General features: G+C 48.0%; 14 protein-coding genes and 2 riboswitches. Of the genes, 8 read left to right on the top strand and 6 right to left on the bottom strand.

Going from position 1 to position 18,135, the window contains the following annotated elements; all coding sequences use genetic code 11:
• Positions 1–63: 63 nt before the first annotated feature.
• From modA to D3P07_RS21185, 4 genes are all read left to right on the top strand, one after another.
• Positions 64–852, top strand: coding sequence for a molybdate ABC transporter substrate-binding protein (gene modA / locus D3P07_RS21200; protein ID WP_119802268.1), 789 nt, complete (start codon positions 64–66; stop codon positions 850–852).
• A complete protein-coding gene (gene modB / locus D3P07_RS21195; RefSeq protein WP_119802267.1) occupies positions 852–1,517 on the top strand; it encodes a molybdate ABC transporter permease subunit in 666 nt (221 codons plus the stop codon). Before modA ends, modB begins: the two co-directional genes overlap by 1 nt.
• Before the next feature lie 184 nt (positions 1,518–1,701).
• A riboswitch (cyclic di-AMP (ydaO/yuaA leader) is annotated at positions 1,702–1,904 on the top strand.
• Between the two features lie 75 nt (positions 1,905–1,979).
• Positions 1,980–2,144, top strand: a riboswitch (cyclic di-AMP (ydaO/yuaA leader).
• 538 nt (positions 2,145–2,682) lie between these two features.
• Positions 2,683–3,204, top strand: a complete 522-nt coding sequence (locus D3P07_RS21190) for a TetR/AcrR family transcriptional regulator (protein WP_119802266.1) — start codon at positions 2,683–2,685, stop codon at positions 3,202–3,204.
• Positions 3,205–3,363: 159 nt separating this feature from the next.
• Entirely contained in the window at positions 3,364–3,840 is a 477-nt protein-coding gene (locus D3P07_RS21185) for a hypothetical protein (protein ID WP_119802265.1), read from the top strand.
• Positions 3,841–3,898: 58 nt separating this feature from the next.
• Here the strand turns inward: D3P07_RS21185 and D3P07_RS21180 are convergent, their stop codons facing one another.
• The 3 genes from D3P07_RS21180 to D3P07_RS21170 form a co-directional block, all read right to left on the bottom strand.
• Complete coding sequence (locus D3P07_RS21180; RefSeq protein WP_119802264.1) at positions 3,899–4,711, bottom strand: DUF4367 domain-containing protein; 813 nt, start codon at positions 4,709–4,711, stop codon at positions 3,899–3,901.
• A gap of 1 nt (position 4,712) precedes the next feature.
• Positions 4,713–5,282, bottom strand: coding sequence for an RNA polymerase sigma factor (locus D3P07_RS21175; RefSeq protein WP_259391632.1), 570 nt, complete (start codon positions 5,280–5,282; stop codon positions 4,713–4,715).
• Between the two features lie 159 nt (positions 5,283–5,441).
• Entirely contained in the window at positions 5,442–5,789 is a 348-nt protein-coding gene (locus D3P07_RS21170) for a hypothetical protein (RefSeq protein WP_147384552.1), read from the bottom strand.
• Positions 5,790–6,050: 261 nt separating this feature from the next.
• Between D3P07_RS21170 and D3P07_RS21165 the strand changes: the two genes are divergently transcribed.
• Positions 6,051–6,479, top strand: coding sequence for a hypothetical protein (locus D3P07_RS21165; protein ID WP_119802261.1), 429 nt, complete (start codon positions 6,051–6,053; stop codon positions 6,477–6,479).
• A gap of 201 nt (positions 6,480–6,680) precedes the next feature.
• Positions 6,681–8,969, top strand: coding sequence for an ATP-dependent helicase (locus D3P07_RS21160; protein ID WP_119802260.1), 2,289 nt, complete (start codon positions 6,681–6,683; stop codon positions 8,967–8,969).
• 102 nt (positions 8,970–9,071) lie between these two features.
• Here D3P07_RS21160 and D3P07_RS21155 read toward each other — a convergent pair whose 3' ends face one another.
• Positions 9,072–13,196 (bottom strand): glycosyl hydrolase family 18 protein, encoded by a 4,125-nt coding sequence (locus D3P07_RS21155; RefSeq protein WP_119802259.1) that lies wholly within the window; start codon positions 13,194–13,196, stop codon positions 9,072–9,074.
• A gap of 670 nt (positions 13,197–13,866) precedes the next feature.
• Between D3P07_RS21155 and D3P07_RS21150 the strand changes: the two genes are divergently transcribed.
• Positions 13,867–14,919 (top strand): M42 family metallopeptidase, encoded by a 1,053-nt coding sequence (locus tag D3P07_RS21150; protein ID WP_119802258.1) that lies wholly within the window; start codon positions 13,867–13,869, stop codon positions 14,917–14,919.
• Between the two features lie 69 nt (positions 14,920–14,988).
• Here the strand turns inward: D3P07_RS21150 and D3P07_RS21145 are convergent, their stop codons facing one another.
• On the bottom strand, positions 14,989–15,531 hold the full coding sequence (locus tag D3P07_RS21145; protein ID WP_119802257.1) for an SRPBCC family protein: 543 nt from the start codon (positions 15,529–15,531) through the stop codon (positions 14,989–14,991).
• 151 nt (positions 15,532–15,682) lie between these two features.
• Here D3P07_RS21145 and rlmD point away from each other — a divergent pair, with 151 nt between their 5' ends.
• A complete protein-coding gene (gene rlmD / locus D3P07_RS21140; protein ID WP_310732564.1) occupies positions 15,683–17,203 on the top strand; it encodes a 23S rRNA (uracil(1939)-C(5))-methyltransferase RlmD in 1,521 nt (506 codons plus the stop codon).
• Positions 17,204–17,474: 271 nt separating this feature from the next.
• Here the strand turns inward: rlmD and D3P07_RS21135 are convergent, their stop codons facing one another.
• A complete protein-coding gene (locus tag D3P07_RS21135; protein ID WP_259391631.1) occupies positions 17,475–18,014 on the bottom strand; it encodes a TetR/AcrR family transcriptional regulator in 540 nt (179 codons plus the stop codon).
• Between the last annotated feature and the right edge of the window lie 121 nt (positions 18,015–18,135).

Genomic DNA, 18,135 nt, shown 5'->3' with positions numbered 1-18,135 from the left:
ATTTAGATATATTTAATTATAAATAGATATAGTTAGTTATTGGGACGAGGGAGAAAGAACGGAATGAAGAGAAAAGCAATGGCACTTATGATGGCAATCGTGACGATTGTGGTTCTGGCTGCTTGCGGGAAAGATGCTGCGGATACGAAAGTGGAGCTGACGATATCCGCTGCGGCAAGCTTAACCGATGCGTTGAACGAGCTGAAAGCGGGTTATGAGAAGGAACATCCAGGCGTTACGCTATTGTTCAATTATGGGGCCTCAGGCTCGCTACAGCAGCAAATTGAGCAAGGTGCGCCAGCGGACTTGTTCCTGTCGGCTGCGGCCAAGAACATGGACGCGTTGGTGGATAAGGGACTTATAGATGCGAAGGATCGAATCAACTTGTTATCCAACGAGCTTGTTCTGGTGACGCCGGAGGGCAAAGGGGACAGTGTCGGGAGTGTACAGGATTTGTTGTCCCATTCTGTGAGCAAGCTGGCAATAGGCATTCCAGAGAGTGTGCCTGCCGGTGCGTATGCGAAGGAAGCGCTGACGAATGCCGGTCAGTGGGACCAGCTTCAAGAGAAGGCGGTTCAGGCCAAGGACGTGCGGCAAGTGCTTCAGTATGTGGAGACGGGAAACGTGGATGCAGGCTTTGTCTACCGTACGGACGCACTGTCTTCGGAGTCGAAGACGGACATCGCTTTTGCGGTGGATCCGGGCAGCTACAAGCCGATTCTGTATCCGATCGGCATCATCAAGGCAACCAAGCATGAGAAGCAAGTACGCGAATTGTACGACTATCTGCAGACGGAAGAAGCGCTAAATTTGTTTGTGAAATACGGCTTCAGCCTGCCGAAGCAGTCCTGATGAGCTGGCAATCGTTCTGGCCGCCAGTCGTACTGTCATTGCAGGTGGCACTGATCTCCAGCATTGTCGCCTCCGTGGCAGGTATTGCCGCAGCATGGTGGATGTCGAGGAGGTCATTCCTTGGCAAGATCTTGCTGGAGACGGCCTTCATGCTGCCGCTGGTGCTGCCGCCTACTGTCGTTGGCTTTCTGCTGCTTGTTCTATGGGGCAGACAGGGGATACTGGGACGTACGGCAGAATGGATTTTCTCCGCACCGGTGCTCTTCTCGCCATGGGCGGCTGTCATTGCCTCGATTGTGGTGGCGTTCCCGCTTGTGTACCAGACGATGAAGGTCGCACTCGATTCGGTGGACAAGGATCTGGAGGATGCGGCGAGATCAGCAGGCGCCAGTGAGGGGAAGGTGTTCCGCTATGTGACGCTGCCGCTGACGATGCGCGCGGTAATGACTGCTTATATTCTCGGCTTTGCGCGCAGCTTAGGCGAATTCGGAGCGACGCTCATGATTGCGGGCAACATCCCGGGCAAGACACAGACGATCCCTACTGCTATCTACGTATCGGTTGATGCTGGCAACATGCCAATGGCTTGGGCATGGACGGCTGGCATGGTCGTTATATCTTTTGCGCTGCTTCTTGTTACGGGCGGTCTTCGGAAAAAGCAATAAAAAAGGGCTCGCCTTCATGGAGCAAATCGTGTGCGGCCGTGATTGCACGAGTGTAGAAGAGCTTTTCTCCGATAAGAGCCGATGAATGCGATAAATCAGATTGCAAGGTATGGAAAATCGCTGAAAGCAGCATTTACTGCAGCTTTACACTTTCCGAAGACAGGAGTAATATTCGGATTAAGCTTTATAGCAATCGCTGAGTTTTCCGCATAAGGCGGGAAAACGGGGGAACCATCGCCTATGAACAGTTCGGTGTGAGAGCCGGCCGTTATAGATAGGCAAGGGGTGAATCGCTTGCAGCGCCTGATCAGGTGCGAGCCAAGCGTAGGGCGACTCTCACCGCCCGAATCCGACAGCTAACCTCGTAAGCGTAGATGGAGAGGAAGTGGCTTGTGATCGCATAGGCGACCACAGGGGACACGCGCCTCTGTGGTTTTTTTGATGCGCAAATTAGGATGATGACCATGCAACACGCTGAGTTTCTGCACATAGCAGAAAGCGGGGGAACCATACGATTTCATGCCAAGCGTGAAATCCCGGGGTGAATCCGGACCGAGCAGGTCCGGTAGGGCGACTCTCACGCCCGAATCCGACAGCTAACCTCGTAAGCGACTCGAGAGAGGCCAATTGCAGCTCTTCAGCATAAGTGTAGCTTGTTTCGCTATGCCTACAGAAGAAGCCGCGAGGGACCCCTCCTTCGCAGGCTTCTTTTTTTGCGCTCAATTGGCCATCAGCGGCGAATCCCGGAGGAGCTTGTATTGGAATTTGAAGAGAATCGTTGGGAAGAGAAACGAGAGGAGGATGCGCCATGTTAGACGCAGCGTTAGTTACATTCCTGGTTGTGTTGGTAGCTTCCATATGGGGTCTTGCCGCTTGGTCGGCAAAGGAAAAGGATAGCGAAAGGAAGGATCAATGATCCTTCCATCATGCTTTCATGAAATATAGCGCGAGTGTTCGATTATCGCCTCGTGGAGCAGAATGGTTGCTAAGTGAAATTGATATGAATAAGCCCTCTCGTTGCGAATGGGCTATTCAATATTTGCGGACAATGGGGCTCTTCTCAGGTGTAGCGTTCTTGCTTTCATGATGCGGCTGTACTATACTGGTTACATTATTTAGTAATTGGTCGATCAATAAAGATAAGGTGAAAAGGAGTGCCTGTTTTATGGTCAGAGGTATATCGGCATCCAATCGAAGAGACGATATTGTAGCGGCTGCCATTGAAGTATTCGCCGAGCTGGGCTATTACCGGGCAACAACGGCGCAGGTAGCGGAGAAGGCGGATATTTCGCAGCCGTATGTATATCGCTTTTTTACAAAAGAATCACTGTTGGTTGCAGCTATCGAGCTTTCATGGGAACGCATCCTGAGAGCCTTCCAGCAGGTCATTCGAGATACGCCTTCCTCGGAACGGCTAGAGATAAGCTTTATTCGGGCGTATGAAGCAATTATGGAATCCCACCGCCATGAAGTGCTGCTTCAAATGCAGGCGCAGACCATCACAGAGCCGGTTGTGCGCGAGGCGATGCAAGCGGGCATGAACCAAGTGCAGACGCTGGTGCGAGATGCCTTCCAGCAGGCGGGATTCGCCGATGTGGAAGAAAGAACCTCCGATTTTCTGGCCAGGGGGATGTTATGCAACGTATCGATGGCGCTGGAGATGCCGCAGTTGATGCTGAAGAAATAACTAATCGGGGTACGGTAGCTGTCCATCGGCTATCGTTTTTTTATATCCTTGGGATAGTCGGCTGCATATTGAAATGTTGTGAAAATAAATGTAACCTGATTAATCATTAATTCGTTTAAGTATTATCAACACATTACACAAACGAAGGGAATGGTTAGGATGGTAAAAATCAAGCGTTTCTCAAAAACAACTATTAGTTTGATGCTCGCACTTGCACTTGTCATGGTTCCACAACTCGCTGCCGCCGGAGAAGCAACTGTACCACAAACCTCTCCACCCCCTGTGATGGTACAGCCAATGGCTGTGTTTGAAGGCTATACCTATTTGAAGTCATCTTCTGAAAATTTGTCCATTGGATCTAACCTTATTGCGGTAGTGACTACTGTAACGAATGCCAAATCGACTGTCTCTGAGGTTGGCGGGACTATACAGTTGCAGGAATGGTCAGGCACGAGCTGGATTAATCTTGTTCCTACAGCCCCCTATTCAAATAAAAATGCGACACTGGCAACCGGGAATATGACCAAGTCTGTAAGAAGCGGATATTACTATAGAGCGAAGGTTACTCATTTCGTGACGCATAACGGAACAACTGAAACGGCAGTTTCATATTCAGAAACAGTACTGGCTCCATAATTCGATCACTGCATGAAGAAAAAAGGACTGGGTATATTACAATACCTAGTCCTTTTTTCTATTTGGTCATGTTTTTAATAATTTCCTTGGATATAATAAGTGTCTCCTCTGGACTAAGCGGACCAGATACAGAGACATGAATATCATCAATCAAGAACTCTTGAGCAATGTACCCGTCGTTCGTTGAGAAAATATAAGTTTCTGTAGTTCCAATTTTTAATGTTTCCATTTTTATGTTTGGACCGCCGCCTGATGTGAATGCAGAGTTCTCTAATAATCTTTGAAGGATAATAGTATAGGCAATCCCTTCATCATCTGTGTACGAAATTGCTGCCATACGCGAAATTTCTTGGTTTTGAAAAACAATTACTTCTTGTAACTGATACCCCTTAGCTATATAAGTGATAGCTGGTATAGGGAAGTTGGTTTTTTCGGATGCTTCCTCTAATGTCGTAAATCTTAAGTCCTGAGGGTTGCTGGAGAGATAGTGTTCATCAACCGCCACAACATTAGAATCGTCATATTCAACAATGGAGCTGTCTTCAGGCGGAGGCGGTGTTTTTGGAACTGTTTTAGATGCATTATTCTCACCAAACATAATTCGTACAACATCGTCCTTGATAGTCACAACGGCCTTGAATAATGGTTGAAAAGCATTTGACGCTGTAGGCGTGCCGAATAAAAAGGCACCTAGAAGAAACGAAGCCGCTATATAGGGCAAGGCACGAAGCTGAGATTTTCTGCGTTTTTTCTTAGCAAGCTGCAGCTGAAGTTTTTCCCAGGAGGGTCCAGCATCGGGGGTGAATTTATGGTTTTGGACACTCTCTTCAAAGGCCTGGTCGAATAATTTATCGAACTCCTCTTTGTTCACCCTACTCACCCCACTTCTTGGAAAAGGTTCGTTTCATCGCTTCTCTTGCCCGGTACAGCTTATACTTCACCCGTTCTTCTGTCGTCTCCAGCTCGGTTGCAATCTCTCGGTAGCTGAGATCCTTCTTCCATCTTAATTCAATTAACGCCTTGTATTCCGGGCGCAGCTCATTCAAGCATTGGCTGATTGTCTCCGTCATAAGCTTCAGCTCGACTTCCTTCTCCAGTGAAGCCATCTCGGTGGACATCGGCGTGCTTTCATTTATATAAACACTTTCTGAGTCAATCTCGTTGCGATTTTTTTTTGTTTTTCGAAAATAATTATAGACCATGTTCCGAACAACGACCTTAAGCCAGCTTTTTAGCTGAGCTTCATTATCGGCGCGCGGTACACTGTCTATAATTTTGATAAATGAATTTTGAATAATATCCTCTGTCGCAGCATGTTCCTTAACCATATATATAATGGGAGAATATACGAATTGATAAAACTCCTCGTAAATCTCCTTTTGAAGCTGCGGACTAAGCGCATGGTAATTAGCGCCTGACAGAAGAAACAGCTTGCTTTCCACGGTAATGCGACCCCCTTACGGATGCATATGGAATTCGGTAGTTTGGAAGATCGTGTAAGTCTTTGTCTCCTGCCATTATACCGTATATGGGGGTTAATGTATTACAGAAAAATTAGACAATATTTTGTTTATGGCGTATGTCGGTTCTATGGTAGAGAATTAATCGTAAAACAATTTGTAATCAGGAGGAGGTGCGGTCTTGGGGATTAGATTATGACTAGTCGTATCGTCGGAAATCCCGAATATGTCTTGTTTAATTACTGTGGCAACTTGTTGAAAGGCGTTAGAGACGGTAGGAGTTCCGAATAAAAAAGCACCTAGTAAAAAGGAGACTACGATGAAGGGCAGCACTTTGAATAAGCCCATTCTTCTTCTGATTCTATATCTCTTCGCAAGTTTCTTCTGCAGCCTTGTCCAGGACTCTTCGGTATCGGGGACAAAACGGGTAAGCGTGACACTTTCACGAAAGGCATGGTCAAACATCGTTTCTAATTCTTCTGTTTTCATCCCCGCACCCGCTTTCGTGACGATAGAATAGAAGTTCATGAATCGTATCCACTATATAAACACTTGAAGCGTTTCGTTCGTTGCACTTTTTCTTGAGATAGTATAAGAACCTGGAAATAATGCGGTAGCCGCAGCGTTTTTTCCGACTAATCACATGTGTTAAATAGAGCATTTTGAAATAATTCGACAAATTTCTGCTACTTTCTTGTTGTTTTGCGTGTTATAGAGTTAAATCTTGCAACAAGCCTGCGGAGGTGAATTATGAAGAGATGGGTGCTGCTGTTGCTGTTGATTATTTTTGTATGCATACCCATCGTTTACGAGCATGATCACGCAGAGCTGATCCAAGAAATGGCGGCGAAAGAATTCGGCTATTATCATGTCTATGTGTTCTGGGATAATGAGGGCGCGGAAGGATCGTCGTTGCCAGCATCTATGCTCCGTCCATTCGACTCCGAGGATTTCCGCCAATCCTTGCATATAGCGAGACTTCAGGTTGTTCAATTAAACCCGCAAGATCCCAATTACCGCTATGTGAAAGTTTTTGAAATGAAACGTACACCTACCTATGTTTTGTTAGACCATCAGAAGGTTCTGCTGGAGACTTCGGAGATTGAAGATATCCTCCATTATTTATACGGGGATGCGACATGGTTGCGTTTGAAGAGAGAAGCCAAGCCCGGGTATTAATTGACTGCGCCAAGAGCCGCTGCAAGGCAGGTTGATACCTGCGTATGCAGCGGCTTAATTAATGGAACAGTCAACATCACGTCAGCTCTATACATTAGGACTGACTTCCTTCCTTGTATCCATCGCTTTCCTGAAAGGATAGGCAGCTAGAATATGCTATAATAGCGACATTGTTTTTTGTTCGGAAGGGATCGGGGAGATATGGGGAAATTGGAACGTTTCCTGGAGCGCAAGCTTGAGGAGCTTGGCGTAGGATTAAATGAAGTGCAGAAGCAAGCCGTAGGTCAAGCGGAAGGGCCGTTATTGCTGCTGGCCTCGCCGGGGTCGGGCAAGACTACGACCCTAATTATGCGAATCGGCTACTTGATTGAAGAGCTAGGGGCGGATCCGGCACGAATCAAGGCGGTTACGTTCAGCAGAGCATCCGCAAGAGATATGAAGGAGCGCTTCACGCGCTTCTTCCCGCTGCTGCAGCCAGTCGATTTCTCAACAATTCATAGTCTTGCATTTGAGATCGTGCGCACTCATTTCTACAAAACAAGAACCGCATATGACATCATAGAGGGAGCCCTGGAGATTGAAGAGGGGGATGAAGAGCAAGGGTATGAAAGACCTTTGCCTCTTCATAAACGGATCATTTTGCGCAATTTGTTCAAGGATATCGTAGGCGAAAATGCGACGGATGATGCCATGGAGGAACTGACGACTTACATTAGCTATGTAAAGAACAAGATGCTGCCTCCGGAGCAATGGGCAAGCGTCAAGGTTGATGTGCCACACGCCGAGCGAATCCTGCACGAATACGAGTCGTTCAAGCGCAGCGGAACGTCTAAGCTGCTTATTGACTTTGACGATATGCTGACGATAGCCCATGATGTGCTTGAAAAGGATGGAGCAATGCTTCGCAAGCTGCAAAGCCGCTATGATTATGTTATGACGGATGAAAGCCAAGATACGTCGATGGTGCAGCATGCCATTATCGAAAAGCTGGTGAAATCGCATCGCAATCTCTGTGTAGTGGCGGATGACGACCAGTCCATCTATAGTTGGCGGGGAGCGGAGCCGACTTATTTGCTCCGCTTCAAGAATGTATATCCGGAAGCCGTTACGCTGTATATGGTGCAAAATTATCGCTCATCGCCTGAAATCGTGACGACGGCCAACACCTTTATCAAGCGCAACAAGAATCGCTACGATAAAGAGATGTTTACGAACAATGCATCTCATCAGCCAATAACCTTCAAGACACTTCGGGATTATCGGGAGCAAGCGAAATATGTTGTCCGGGAGATCGCGAAGATCGAGAAGCTCTCCGAGGGCGCAGTGCTGTACCGGAACAATTCATCGTCAATTGCACTTATGAATGAATTTGACCGTGCCGGTATTCCGTTCTATATGAAGGATGCGGATAATCGGTTTTTCTCCCATTGGGTGATCGAAGATGTATTGAACTTCATGCGTATGTCCTATACAGATAAACGCGCGGATATCTTGGAGAATATTCACTTGAAATTCAACGGCTACATTAGCAAGCATCAAATGTCCGTTCTGAAATCCATTGATAACGGAGAGTCGGTCTTCGATAACCTGCTGACGATCGCACAGCTTCACGACTATCAGATCAAGCCGCTGCAAGAGGCGAAAGAAACATTCCGAGAGATGAACGGCATGCCGCCCTTGCATGCCATTCGCGTCATTCGGACGCGGCTCGGGTATGAGAAGGCGCTTGAGAAGCTATGCGAGCGGCTGGGCTTCCGCAAGGAGTATCTGATCGGCATATTGAATACGCTGGAGGATATCGCCGAAGGATTGGAGACGATGGCCGACTTTGCAGCGCGCCTGAAATATCTGGAGAAGGTGCTGAAGGGTGCGAAGTCGAGGAAAGGTCAAAACGCCGTAACGTTCTCTACGTTCCACAGCGCCAAAGGATTGGAATTCGATCATGTCTATATGGTAGACCTTATTGAAGGGGTTATTCCTGCTTCGGAGGACGGTAAGAAGGGAGCAGGCGGAGATTCGTCTTCTATGGAGGAAGCGGTACGGCTCTTCTATGTCGGCATGACGCGGGCGCGAAGAACGCTGGAGATGGTCACGTATGGACAGCGTGACGGGGAGCAAGCGACGGAGTCTTCCTTCATGTCAGCGGTAAAAGATATTGTAGACCCGAGCCGCATATCGGCACGAGCAACGGCAGGCTCAGAACGCCAGCCTATCTTATCTGCAGCTGGGGATTCGCGGAGCAATTCCATTAGGCTGAAAAGCACCAATTTCACAAGCAGCAGGGAGCCCGTGAAGGCTGAAGCAAATCCCAACGCGGCCAAACATCCGACCGAGCTTGCGGCAGGAGCCAACGTTCGGCACCGCGTATTTGGAGTGGGATGCATTGAGCGTGCCGACAACGAGAGTATTATTATCCGGTTCGGTGAGAACAACGTAAAAACGCTGGCTATGGCGATGTGTATTGAAAGAGGGCTTTTGGAGCTGGTGTGAGAAACTGGGGATAAGCGGATCGCAAGCAACGTAATTAAGTTCCACAGTAAAAAAGAGGGACGGATCAGGCCAAGGCCTGTTCCGTCCCTCTCTATGAAAGGATTATACTTTATCCAGCTTGTGAGCCTCCAGAATGCGGATGACGATTACGGCTGCTTGAGCTCGCGTCAGATCAGCTTTCGGATCGAAGGTCGTGCTGGATTTGCCGATCATGATGCCTTCTTGAACAGCCAGAGCGACTGCCGACTTCGCATATGCTGCTATATCCTTAGCATCAGCGAAAGCGTTCAGCTTCGATGTATCGGCATCTGTCTTCACGCCCAGGTAGGACAGGACGTTTGTCAGAATAACGGTGATGTCTTGACGGCTAATCGTGCTTTCCGGATCGAAAGCCGTCTCGGATTTGCCTTGAATCAGACCTAGCTTCTTCGCAGCAGCGATGTCGCCAGCGTACTTGGAATTGGCAGCGACATCCTGGAATGGAGCTGTACCATTCTCAGGCAGGATACCAAGACCTTTGACGATCATGGACGTAAATTCAGCGCGAGTGATGCTGCTGCTAACGCCGAATGTGTCTTTAGACTCGCCTTCAAGCAGAAGCTTGGCTGCAGCGCGAGCTACAGAGTCTTTTGCCCAAGCTGCGGTTGCATCCTTGTATGAAATGCTGGATTGTACGATCGTGTAGATACTATTGCCGCTGCGCTTCAGCTCAGCAGTTACTTTGCCGTTAGACAGCTTCGTGAACAGGGTCGGAACTGGACGTAATGTGTTAGTAGTTGGGTCATATACAACTCCAGTAGCTTTCGCTGGAGTCACATCCGCTCCTTCGAGCGTAAAGATGCGGCTAAGCGAATGTTTGCCAAAGTCTGTGATTTCCTCCAGCTTGCCATCGGAGGTGTACTTAGAAATCTTGAAGTCAAGCGGTTGAACCAATAGCTTCAGTCCGCTGTCCTTGGCCAACTTCTCTGCAGCTTCTGCAGCGCTTGCCGATGCTGGTGTAATCGAGATTTGCAGGTTAACGCCGAGTGGAAGCGCATGTGCTGGAATCACGTATGTCACACCATTCCAGATGATGGACAATTGAGCGTTGTCGCCTTTTGCAGCCAGAGCAGTTACTACTGCTTGAGGCAATTCAACTTCAATCGATTTGGCTTCTTTGTCTACGGATAATTTAAAAGCAGTTTCTTTTGAGCCATTAATCGTTTGAACAGAAATACCTTCTTGAATGTTAATTACCCATTTGCCATCGTTTTTCGTAATGGAGGCATCCAGTTCCGTAGTTGTATCTCCAGAACCTGTTGGAGGCGTTACAACTGGCGGACTTGTCAGTTCTGCTGTCTTAATTGTCACAGGATTACTCATTGGAGAAACTTCTGCAATTTTTTCATCGGCATTTCTTACAGCCAAGATAGTTACTGTATACTCCGTGTTGGCTGCAAGATTTGTTAGAGATATTTTCGTATCAGTAACCGTTTTAACGTAAGTGTAGTTGTTAAAGATCTCGTAAGCGCTTGCTCCTTCGACGGCATCCCATTGTACAGTAAATGAGTTTGTGCTAGAGCTTACTTTTTTAGCGTTTTGTGGTGCTTTCAGCGCCGCTTCGTTGGCTTTCCCATCAATTGGGAGATCTTTGATGAGTTGAGTCGTTAGCGTTCTGTTTTCATCATTTGTAATATCCCAGCTCATGATGCCCGCCAGGTTCAATGTTTTAACAAGGGAAGCCGTATACATCATGGTTGTCACGTCGTTGTAGCCAATGAACAGCTTGTCCTCCTTGCTGTATACATATGATACTTTGGATGCTTCATTCCAATAATGTTGGAATTTAGGGTTCGTTAAGTAGTTGTCCTCAATGTCATCGTATTCGAACAGCCCGTCTTCCCATGTGCCGAAATCAGCAAAAGCTTCGCATTCCTGATACTGTCCGGCTTCAGGACAGCCGATCCATCCCTTGCCGTAATACGGTATACCCAGTACCAGCTTATGAGGTTCAACGCCTCCGTTCAAGTGGCCTAGTGCGCCTCCTCTTACGTTATTGCGCTTAGCGGATGCGCCTGGATGCTTCGGATCATAGTAAAGCGGTGAGTTATGATGGGCAAGCTTGGTCCAGGCACCGCTGTAGTCGTAAGTCATAATATTAACGAAGTCCAGATATTTGGACGAATTCGGTAGATCTGCATTGGCAATGAAGCTATCGGCTTGTAGAGAAGCGATCGTCAGCAAATAATATTTGCCATCTTCGGAACCAGCAGCATCCAGCGCTTCCCGTACCGTCTTCATGAGCAAGGTGAAATTGACATTGTCTTCTGGACGGTGGATGTTGTCGTCTTCTCCGCCTTCAACCGGGTATTCCCAGTCAATGTCTACGCCATCCAAGCCGTATGCTCTCAGGAACTTAACGACCGAAACAGCGAATGCGCGCCTTGTTTCTTCAGAAGCAGCCATATCCGAGAAGTGGTTGGAGAATGTCCAGCCCCCTACAGAAACAAGCAATTTCAGATGCGGATTCTCTTCTTTGATGGCAGCAAATTTATTGAAGTTTTGAATGTCCACCAATTTATCCCCAACTATCATTTCCCCGTCATGCACATAACGGTCTTGGAGAGGGATTTCATAGGGAAGCTTTTCAGCATTTTCAGACTTGTCTACCTGGCACCCTCTTCCGTTGGAGCCGACCTTCTTCCAGCAAATATCCGCGAAGGCGTAGTTGATGTGAGTAACCTGCGAAACGTCCATGTCTTCAGGCTGGAAATTTCTCGAGTTAGCGCTTGTGTATGCTGCCCAAGAAATATAGTACGTAACGTTGGTGTAGTTGCTTCCAGGAACCACAATCGCAGTGCTGCTGGATTCGGAGGTCCACAGACTGTTCTTGGCTTTAACCGTAAAGCTATACGTTTGGCCTTCGGTCAAGCCGGATGCCGCATAGCGATTGTTATTGCTGGTGCCAACAAGCTCTCCGTCCTGGTAAATTTCATAGCTGGCAGCACCACCTACAGGCGCCCAGCCCAGGGAGGCAGTTGTACTGTTCGATGTGATTACTTGCAGATCTTGTGGTGGATCAAGCTGTCCCCATTTCAAAGTAAGGATATTGCTTTTTTCTGAAGTCTCAGTTGGACCTCCAGGCGCAGCTGCTTGTGCGCCGAGCATAAATTTGTAGAGGGTGCCTGCTGTCGTATCTGGTACGGTGTAGGTGATTTCCATTACATCGGTACCGTCATATTTTCCGCCGCCCCAGCCGCCATTGACATACAAGTCGTAGCCGGTGGCGTCAGGACTTTCATTCCAGCTCAACGTTACTTTATTTTCTACAATGCTCTTAACATGAAGATTTTGAGGCGGTGTCAGCGGAGCAGGTTCGAACTCGCTGGTATCTTTCAGTGTAGTAAAGGTAATCCGGTTGCTCCTTTGTTCCGGCTTCAGGTTGGCATATTGGACACCGTCAGGGCCAATAATCCAAGAGTAAGTCGTTTCCGGCTTAAGGCGTTCGTTAACGACACTTCCTCCAACTTGCGTATGTCCGCTATACGGGTCTTTGCCTGGAGTTGCCGGATCAGCCCAAATCCAGTAGTGATCTGTTTTATGAGCAGGGTCGAATTCGATTTTTACTGTGTTATGAGTTACTTCTACAACACGGAGATTTGTTGCTGCTGTAGTACCGGTAGGGCCTGTAGGCGCTCCGTCCAACGTTTTGAATTCAACAAAGTTACTGCGTTCCACACGGGTGAATGGTCTTTTATACCAAGTCGAATATAATTTGTAAGTCGTATTTGGTTGCAAGTTGGTTAAAGATACGCTTCCATCTTTACCGGAAGCCAGGTAGTTATTGGTGTCTTCTTCCTTCGTATCTTCCTTTACGAAATACCAGATATCCGCATCAGCCAGACCCTCTTCTGTATCCCACTTGAGTGTTGCTGTGGTAGCCGTTACGGAACCTTCTACCACAGTCAAGTTTTGTGGTACTTTAGACGGTGTACTCTCGTCATCTGCTGCTGCTTCTATCTCTTCGTCTGAAGAAACTTCTTCGGATATTCCGTTTTCAGGAACTTGTTGTTCCTGTTCGGATCCTTCGTTTTCAGGAACTTGTTGTTCCTGAGTGATCGCTTCCGGCGCTGCAGATTCCTCGGCGTAAGATACGGATTGCATCAGAGGGCTGAGCATGATCGCTAGAGCCAAGAAAACGATAAAAAGTAGCTTTAATTCTTTCTTGCGTGCAGCAAAATACACCATATCACCTCATTGTAATAGTCTGTCCTCGCGGCATGACGTGTCAGCCGCTGGCAGGTGTTGCGGCGGAGCTGATGAGGGTTGCTTCATGATGTCGGATTCGATGTTTCGTTCGATGTTTAAATAGGGAATTTTGCGTGTGTGTAAGAAACTCATGGTGTGTGCTAGCCAATGTCGTACATACTGCGATCTAGTCGCATGTTTGGAAGCATGTACTGGTATTGCACTAGTTGGACTGAAGATAAAGCTTGTCCGTTTTGAATGGGGAGCGTTTTGTGACAGCGTTTTCTTTTTCTGAAAAAAATCAGTCTGGCTAGCAAGTTCATTGGCCGCTAATGGTTCGTTGGATGCTTGCTTCGCCCCTCCTTCCAGCCCCTAGTTTTAATGGAATTGCGGTGTTGCTACTCCTATCATGATTCGAAGTATGAACAAGCGGAAGGGGTAAATTCATGGTATGGAAGGGGTAAATTTTTACAAAATATACACAGTGTTAATGAATGTTTTTATTTTTGTCAATATGGAATGATTTCTGATAGAAATCAATTGTGTTTTTGGGCGTTTGAAGGCCGTGAGGGCAGGCCAGGCAAGGAGTTTGGTTTCCAATTCGGAAGATATGGTAAGATGAAAAGATCAAAATCACTGGTTGTGATCTATAAAAAAGGAGTGCAGCATCATGTCTAACGCATTAAAACCCGAGCTTAATCGGGAATATATGATTCGTCAATTAAGTCAGCTTCTGAGCATTCCGAGTCCAAGCGGCTATTGCATGGCGATTATGGATGAATTGCGCAAAGAAGTGGAGAGCTTAGGCTACACGATGGAGCAGACACCGAAGGGAACGGGCATCATTACGATTCCGGGTAAGCGTACGGATAAAGTCATCGGGGTGTCCGCGCATGTGGATACGCTGGGGGCTATGGTTCGTTCGATCAAATCAAACGGCATGATCCGGTTTACTCCTGTAGGTGGTTATGCCATGGGAACGGTAGAGGGAGAATATTGTGTCATCCATACCAGGGATGGCCGCAACTATGAAGGAACGGTGCTGACGACCAAGCCTTCGGTGCATGTCTATAGCGACGCTCGCGATATGAAGCGGGAAGAACAGAACATGGAGATTCGTATCGACGAATCCGTTACATCCAAAGAAGATACGCTGAAGCTTGGTATTTCGGTTGGAGACTTTATCTCATGGGATCCAAGAACCCGCATATTGCCGAACGGCTGGATCAAATCCCGCCATCTGGATGACAAGGCAAGCGTAGCGGCGCTGCTCGGATTTTTGGAATGGCTGAAGAGGGAAGGGAAGTCGCCAGCGTACACTGTAAAGCTGCTGATCTCCACTTATGAAGAGGTTGGACATGGCTGTGCCTTCATTCCGCCGGATATTACGGAGCTGCTTGCCCTGGATATGGGGGCGCTTGGCGACGATCTGTCAGCGACGGAGAAGGATGTGTCCATCTGCGCAAAGGACTCCTCGGGTCCTTACGATTATGGGATGACGACACGTCTTATTGAATTAGCGAAGCGGGAAGGCATTCCACATGCAGTGGATATTTATCCTCATTATGGATCTGATGCATCGGCAGCCTTAAGAGGTGGAAGCAACATTCGTGCTGCATTAATGGGTCCGGGAGTACATGCTTCTCATGGCATGGAGCGTACCCATGAGGAAGCGGTCGTGAATACAGCTGCGCTCCTAATTGCATATGTGATGGAAGAGTAGAGGTTGATCGTAAAAAGGCGCAGACACTGTCTAGGGATAAATTCCCTTCCAGTGCACTGCGCCTTTCTTTTAAACGGACCTATTCTGTATATATTCGTCCAGCAGGTCGAATGTCTCGGCGAAGCCTTGCCGCAGATGGTCACGGAGCGCTTCGAACACGCGCATCTCAGCTTTTTTGGCATCCTCGGGCAGACCGTGCAAGGTCAGCTTTGTTGTCCCATCCTCTTGCTCTTCGAAGGTCACCGTATTCAATATTTCTAGCGGCCAATCCTTGCTGAAGTAAGCTCTGACGGTCTTGCCAGTCTCGTCTGCAAAGGAGTTCGCATAGACAAGCTTGTCCGGTCCCGCAATTTCCCGGTATGTAAATTTGCCCCACATCACATTGCCTTCAGGGGATAGCTGCTTATAATGAATGATCCCGCCGGGTATCAGCTTTTGGGAGAGGATGGTCATTTCGTATCCTCGCGGGCCCCACCAGTTTTTCATATGTTCGCCTTGGGTGAACAGCTCGAACAACACTTCCTTAGGCACGTTAAATACGCGAGTCATGTACAGACCGCGTTTGCCGGAAGGCGCTGAGCCGGATGCTGATTTTTTCTTGCGTTGAAACATGACTGCTTGGCCTCCTCGTTCATCTTGTTCTTCTAATCATAACATAGCTTGCTCGCGGGATGGATGCAAGAGAACTGGCTGATGCTACCGTTGGGATTGGGGATGCGCTATGGTATAGTGAATGTACCAAGTGTGGAAACGGAGCGAATACATGATGGCACGAATGGAAGACAAGAGAGCGGATCGTAATAGAGGCCAGAACAAGGGGAAGGATGCAGGGAATAGAGGGGAAAGAAAGGATCGAGCGCATCATGCGGGGCATAGCGGAAGCAAAACAAAGGCCAACCCATCGCTAAGCGCTCACTCGTCTGCTGAAGAGGTGAAAGCGGGCGATCGTATTGTCATTACAATCAAGCGCATCGGTATTAATGGTGAAGGCGTCGGCTATTACAAACGGAAGGCGGTCTTTATCGAAGGAGCGCTGCCCGGTGAAGTGGTAAAAGCGCAGGTGACGAAGGCGGAACGCGGCTATATTCAAGCTAGGGTCACGGAGATTGAGAAAAAGTCGCCGCATCGCCAGCAGCCTCCATGCCCGGTCTACGAAGAATGCGGGGGATGCCAGCTGCAGCATATGACGTACGAGGCGCAGCTTACGGCCAAAGAAGAGATAGTGCGGGAAGCGTTCCAGCGATATGCCGGCATCGATTCGTTGCCGATGAGGTCTATTCTGGGCATGGACAACCCTTGGGGTTATCGTAACAAGGCGCAGCTTCAAGCGGGACGGCAAGGTGAAGAGATCGTAACCGGCTTGTATGCTGCAGGCTCGCATCGATTGGTCGACATTAGCGGCTGTGAAGTGCAGGATCCCATCGTGAATGAAGTGATAGAAGGAACGAAGGAGGTTCTTCGCGAGCTGGATATTCCCATCTATAATGAGCGGACTCGTGAGGGAGCGTTACGGACGATTGTGGCGCGGGTAGGACGGGCTTCGGAGCATGTCCAGCTCACTCTGATTACAGCAGTAGATCGGCTTCCTGACGCCAGAAGGCTTGTCCAGCGCATTCGCGAGAAGGTGCCGATGGTGAAGACGATCGCGCAGAATGTGAACAAAGGCAAGTCACCGCTTATTTTTGGCGAACGTACGACGGTACTGTGGGGAGACGAGCGGCTGAACGAGACGCTGGGCGATGTGAGATTCGCACTGTCGCCGCGGGCATTCTTCCAGCTCAATCCGGAGCAGACGGTGAAGCTGTACGACGCGGCGAAGGAAGCGGCTGCATTGACGGGCAAGGAACTGGTCGTGGATGCTTATTGCGGCACGGGAACGATCGGCATGTGGCTAGCGAAGAATGCCCGCGAGGTGCGCGGCATTGAAGTCATCCCGGAGGCCGTTGCGGATGCGCGGGATAATGCCCGGGCCAGCGGCATCGACAATGCGCGCTTCTTCGAGGGGCGAGCTGAGGAACTGCTCCCGCAATGGGTCGCCCAAGGCATCCGCCCGGACGTCGTCGTCGTCGACCCGCCGCGCACAGGCTGCGAGCTGCCGCTCTTGCAGGCGATTGCGAAAGCGCAGCCGAAGCGGCTCGTGTATGTGTCGTGCAATCCTTCAACGCTGGCGAAGGACTGCAAGGTGCTGCTGGACAGCGGATACCGGCTGGAATGGGTTCAACCGGTGGATATGTTTCCTCAGACGGCGCACGTTGAATGCTGTGCGTTGCTATTAAAGAAATAACATTTTTGTGAGCCGCATTTACCTACCGTAAAAGCTCGAATTAATAAAGCGCTAGGTCTTTTGTATTTGTGGAAGCCAATCGAATTGGAAGAAGAAATGAAGATCTTGAAGTGTTAATTGAGCTGAGACGAGATGCGTGATTAAAAATTGATGTTAAAATTAAACATGTACCAGTGTAAAGCAACTAAAAAGACGCTAGGGAATATGATTCCTTTGCGTCTTTTGCATCTAATCATTCAAGAGCAGGGATTGTGTAATTTTCTTTTGCAATTTAATCTTTCCTAATTAATCCATACAAAAAGAGCCTAGTTATTTCTTTGGAAAGCTCGTCGGGTGTCTTTAAACCTGTCCATAACTTTGTTAATGTAAGGTGTTCAATAACACCAACGATTGCTGAGGCTACAATGCTTAAATCAAAGTTAGGATGGAAATATCCATTTTCTACTTCTACAGTAAGGTTTTCTTCAATTTGCTCTGCCATTTGTTTTTTTATTTCAATAGCATCCTCTGAGAGAAAAAAACCAATCCGTGCGACATGATCATTTTCTTGAAATAGCTGAAAAATCATGGCAATATTATTTGCGATTCGTTGCAGCATCCCTGCCGCCTCAATACCAGAAGTGAGTCTGCTTTGCTCAACCCGTGTATGCAACTTAGCTTTAAATAAATCAATCAATTCATGAAAAATTGCTTCTTTGCTTTTGAAATATAGGTAAAATGTTGGCTGTGTCACGTTGGCTTCCTTTACGATAGTACTGATTTTCGTTTCATGGAATCCATATAAAGCAAATTGTTTTGCTGCGATCTTCAAAAGCAACTCCCTGCTTTTTTCTCCATCCGCTCCGATTTTTCGACCTCTTTTTTTCAGTTAGAACAACTCCAAACTCTATTTGAACTCACCTGTAGTAATTTAATAGAAAGTACGTACGAGT

The sequence above is a fragment of the Paenibacillus sp. 1011MAR3C5 genome (genome assembly GCF_003591485.1).
Taxonomy (GTDB): Bacteria; Bacillota; Bacilli; order Paenibacillales; family Paenibacillaceae; genus Pristimantibacillus.
This window is presented reverse-complemented; position numbering and strand designations above follow the sequence as displayed.

Excerpts from the sequence above, each read along its gene's own strand:
- modA (WP_119802268.1), top strand. The coding sequence starts at position 64 with ATGAAGAGAAAAGCAATGGCACTTATGATGGCAATCGTGACGATTGTG.
- modB (WP_119802267.1), top strand. The coding sequence starts at position 852 with ATGAGCTGGCAATCGTTCTGGCCGCCAGTCGTACTGTCATTGCAGGTG.
- D3P07_RS21190 (WP_119802266.1), top strand. The coding sequence starts at position 2,683 with ATGGTCAGAGGTATATCGGCATCCAATCGAAGAGACGATATTGTAGCG.
- D3P07_RS21185 (WP_119802265.1), top strand. The coding sequence starts at position 3,364 with ATGGTAAAAATCAAGCGTTTCTCAAAAACAACTATTAGTTTGATGCTC.
- D3P07_RS21170 (WP_147384552.1), bottom strand. The coding sequence starts at position 5,789 with ATGAAAACAGAAGAATTAGAAACGATGTTTGACCATGCCTTTCGTGAA.
- D3P07_RS21165 (WP_119802261.1), top strand. The coding sequence starts at position 6,051 with ATGAAGAGATGGGTGCTGCTGTTGCTGTTGATTATTTTTGTATGCATA.
- D3P07_RS21160 (WP_119802260.1), top strand. The coding sequence starts at position 6,681 with ATGGGGAAATTGGAACGTTTCCTGGAGCGCAAGCTTGAGGAGCTTGGC.
- D3P07_RS21155 (WP_119802259.1), bottom strand. The coding sequence starts at position 13,196 with ATGGTGTATTTTGCTGCACGCAAGAAAGAATTAAAGCTACTTTTTATC.
- D3P07_RS21150 (WP_119802258.1), top strand. The coding sequence starts at position 13,867 with ATGTCTAACGCATTAAAACCCGAGCTTAATCGGGAATATATGATTCGT.
- D3P07_RS21145 (WP_119802257.1), bottom strand. The coding sequence starts at position 15,531 with ATGTTTCAACGCAAGAAAAAATCAGCATCCGGCTCAGCGCCTTCCGGC.
- rlmD (WP_310732564.1), top strand. The coding sequence starts at position 15,683 with ATGATGGCACGAATGGAAGACAAGAGAGCGGATCGTAATAGAGGCCAG.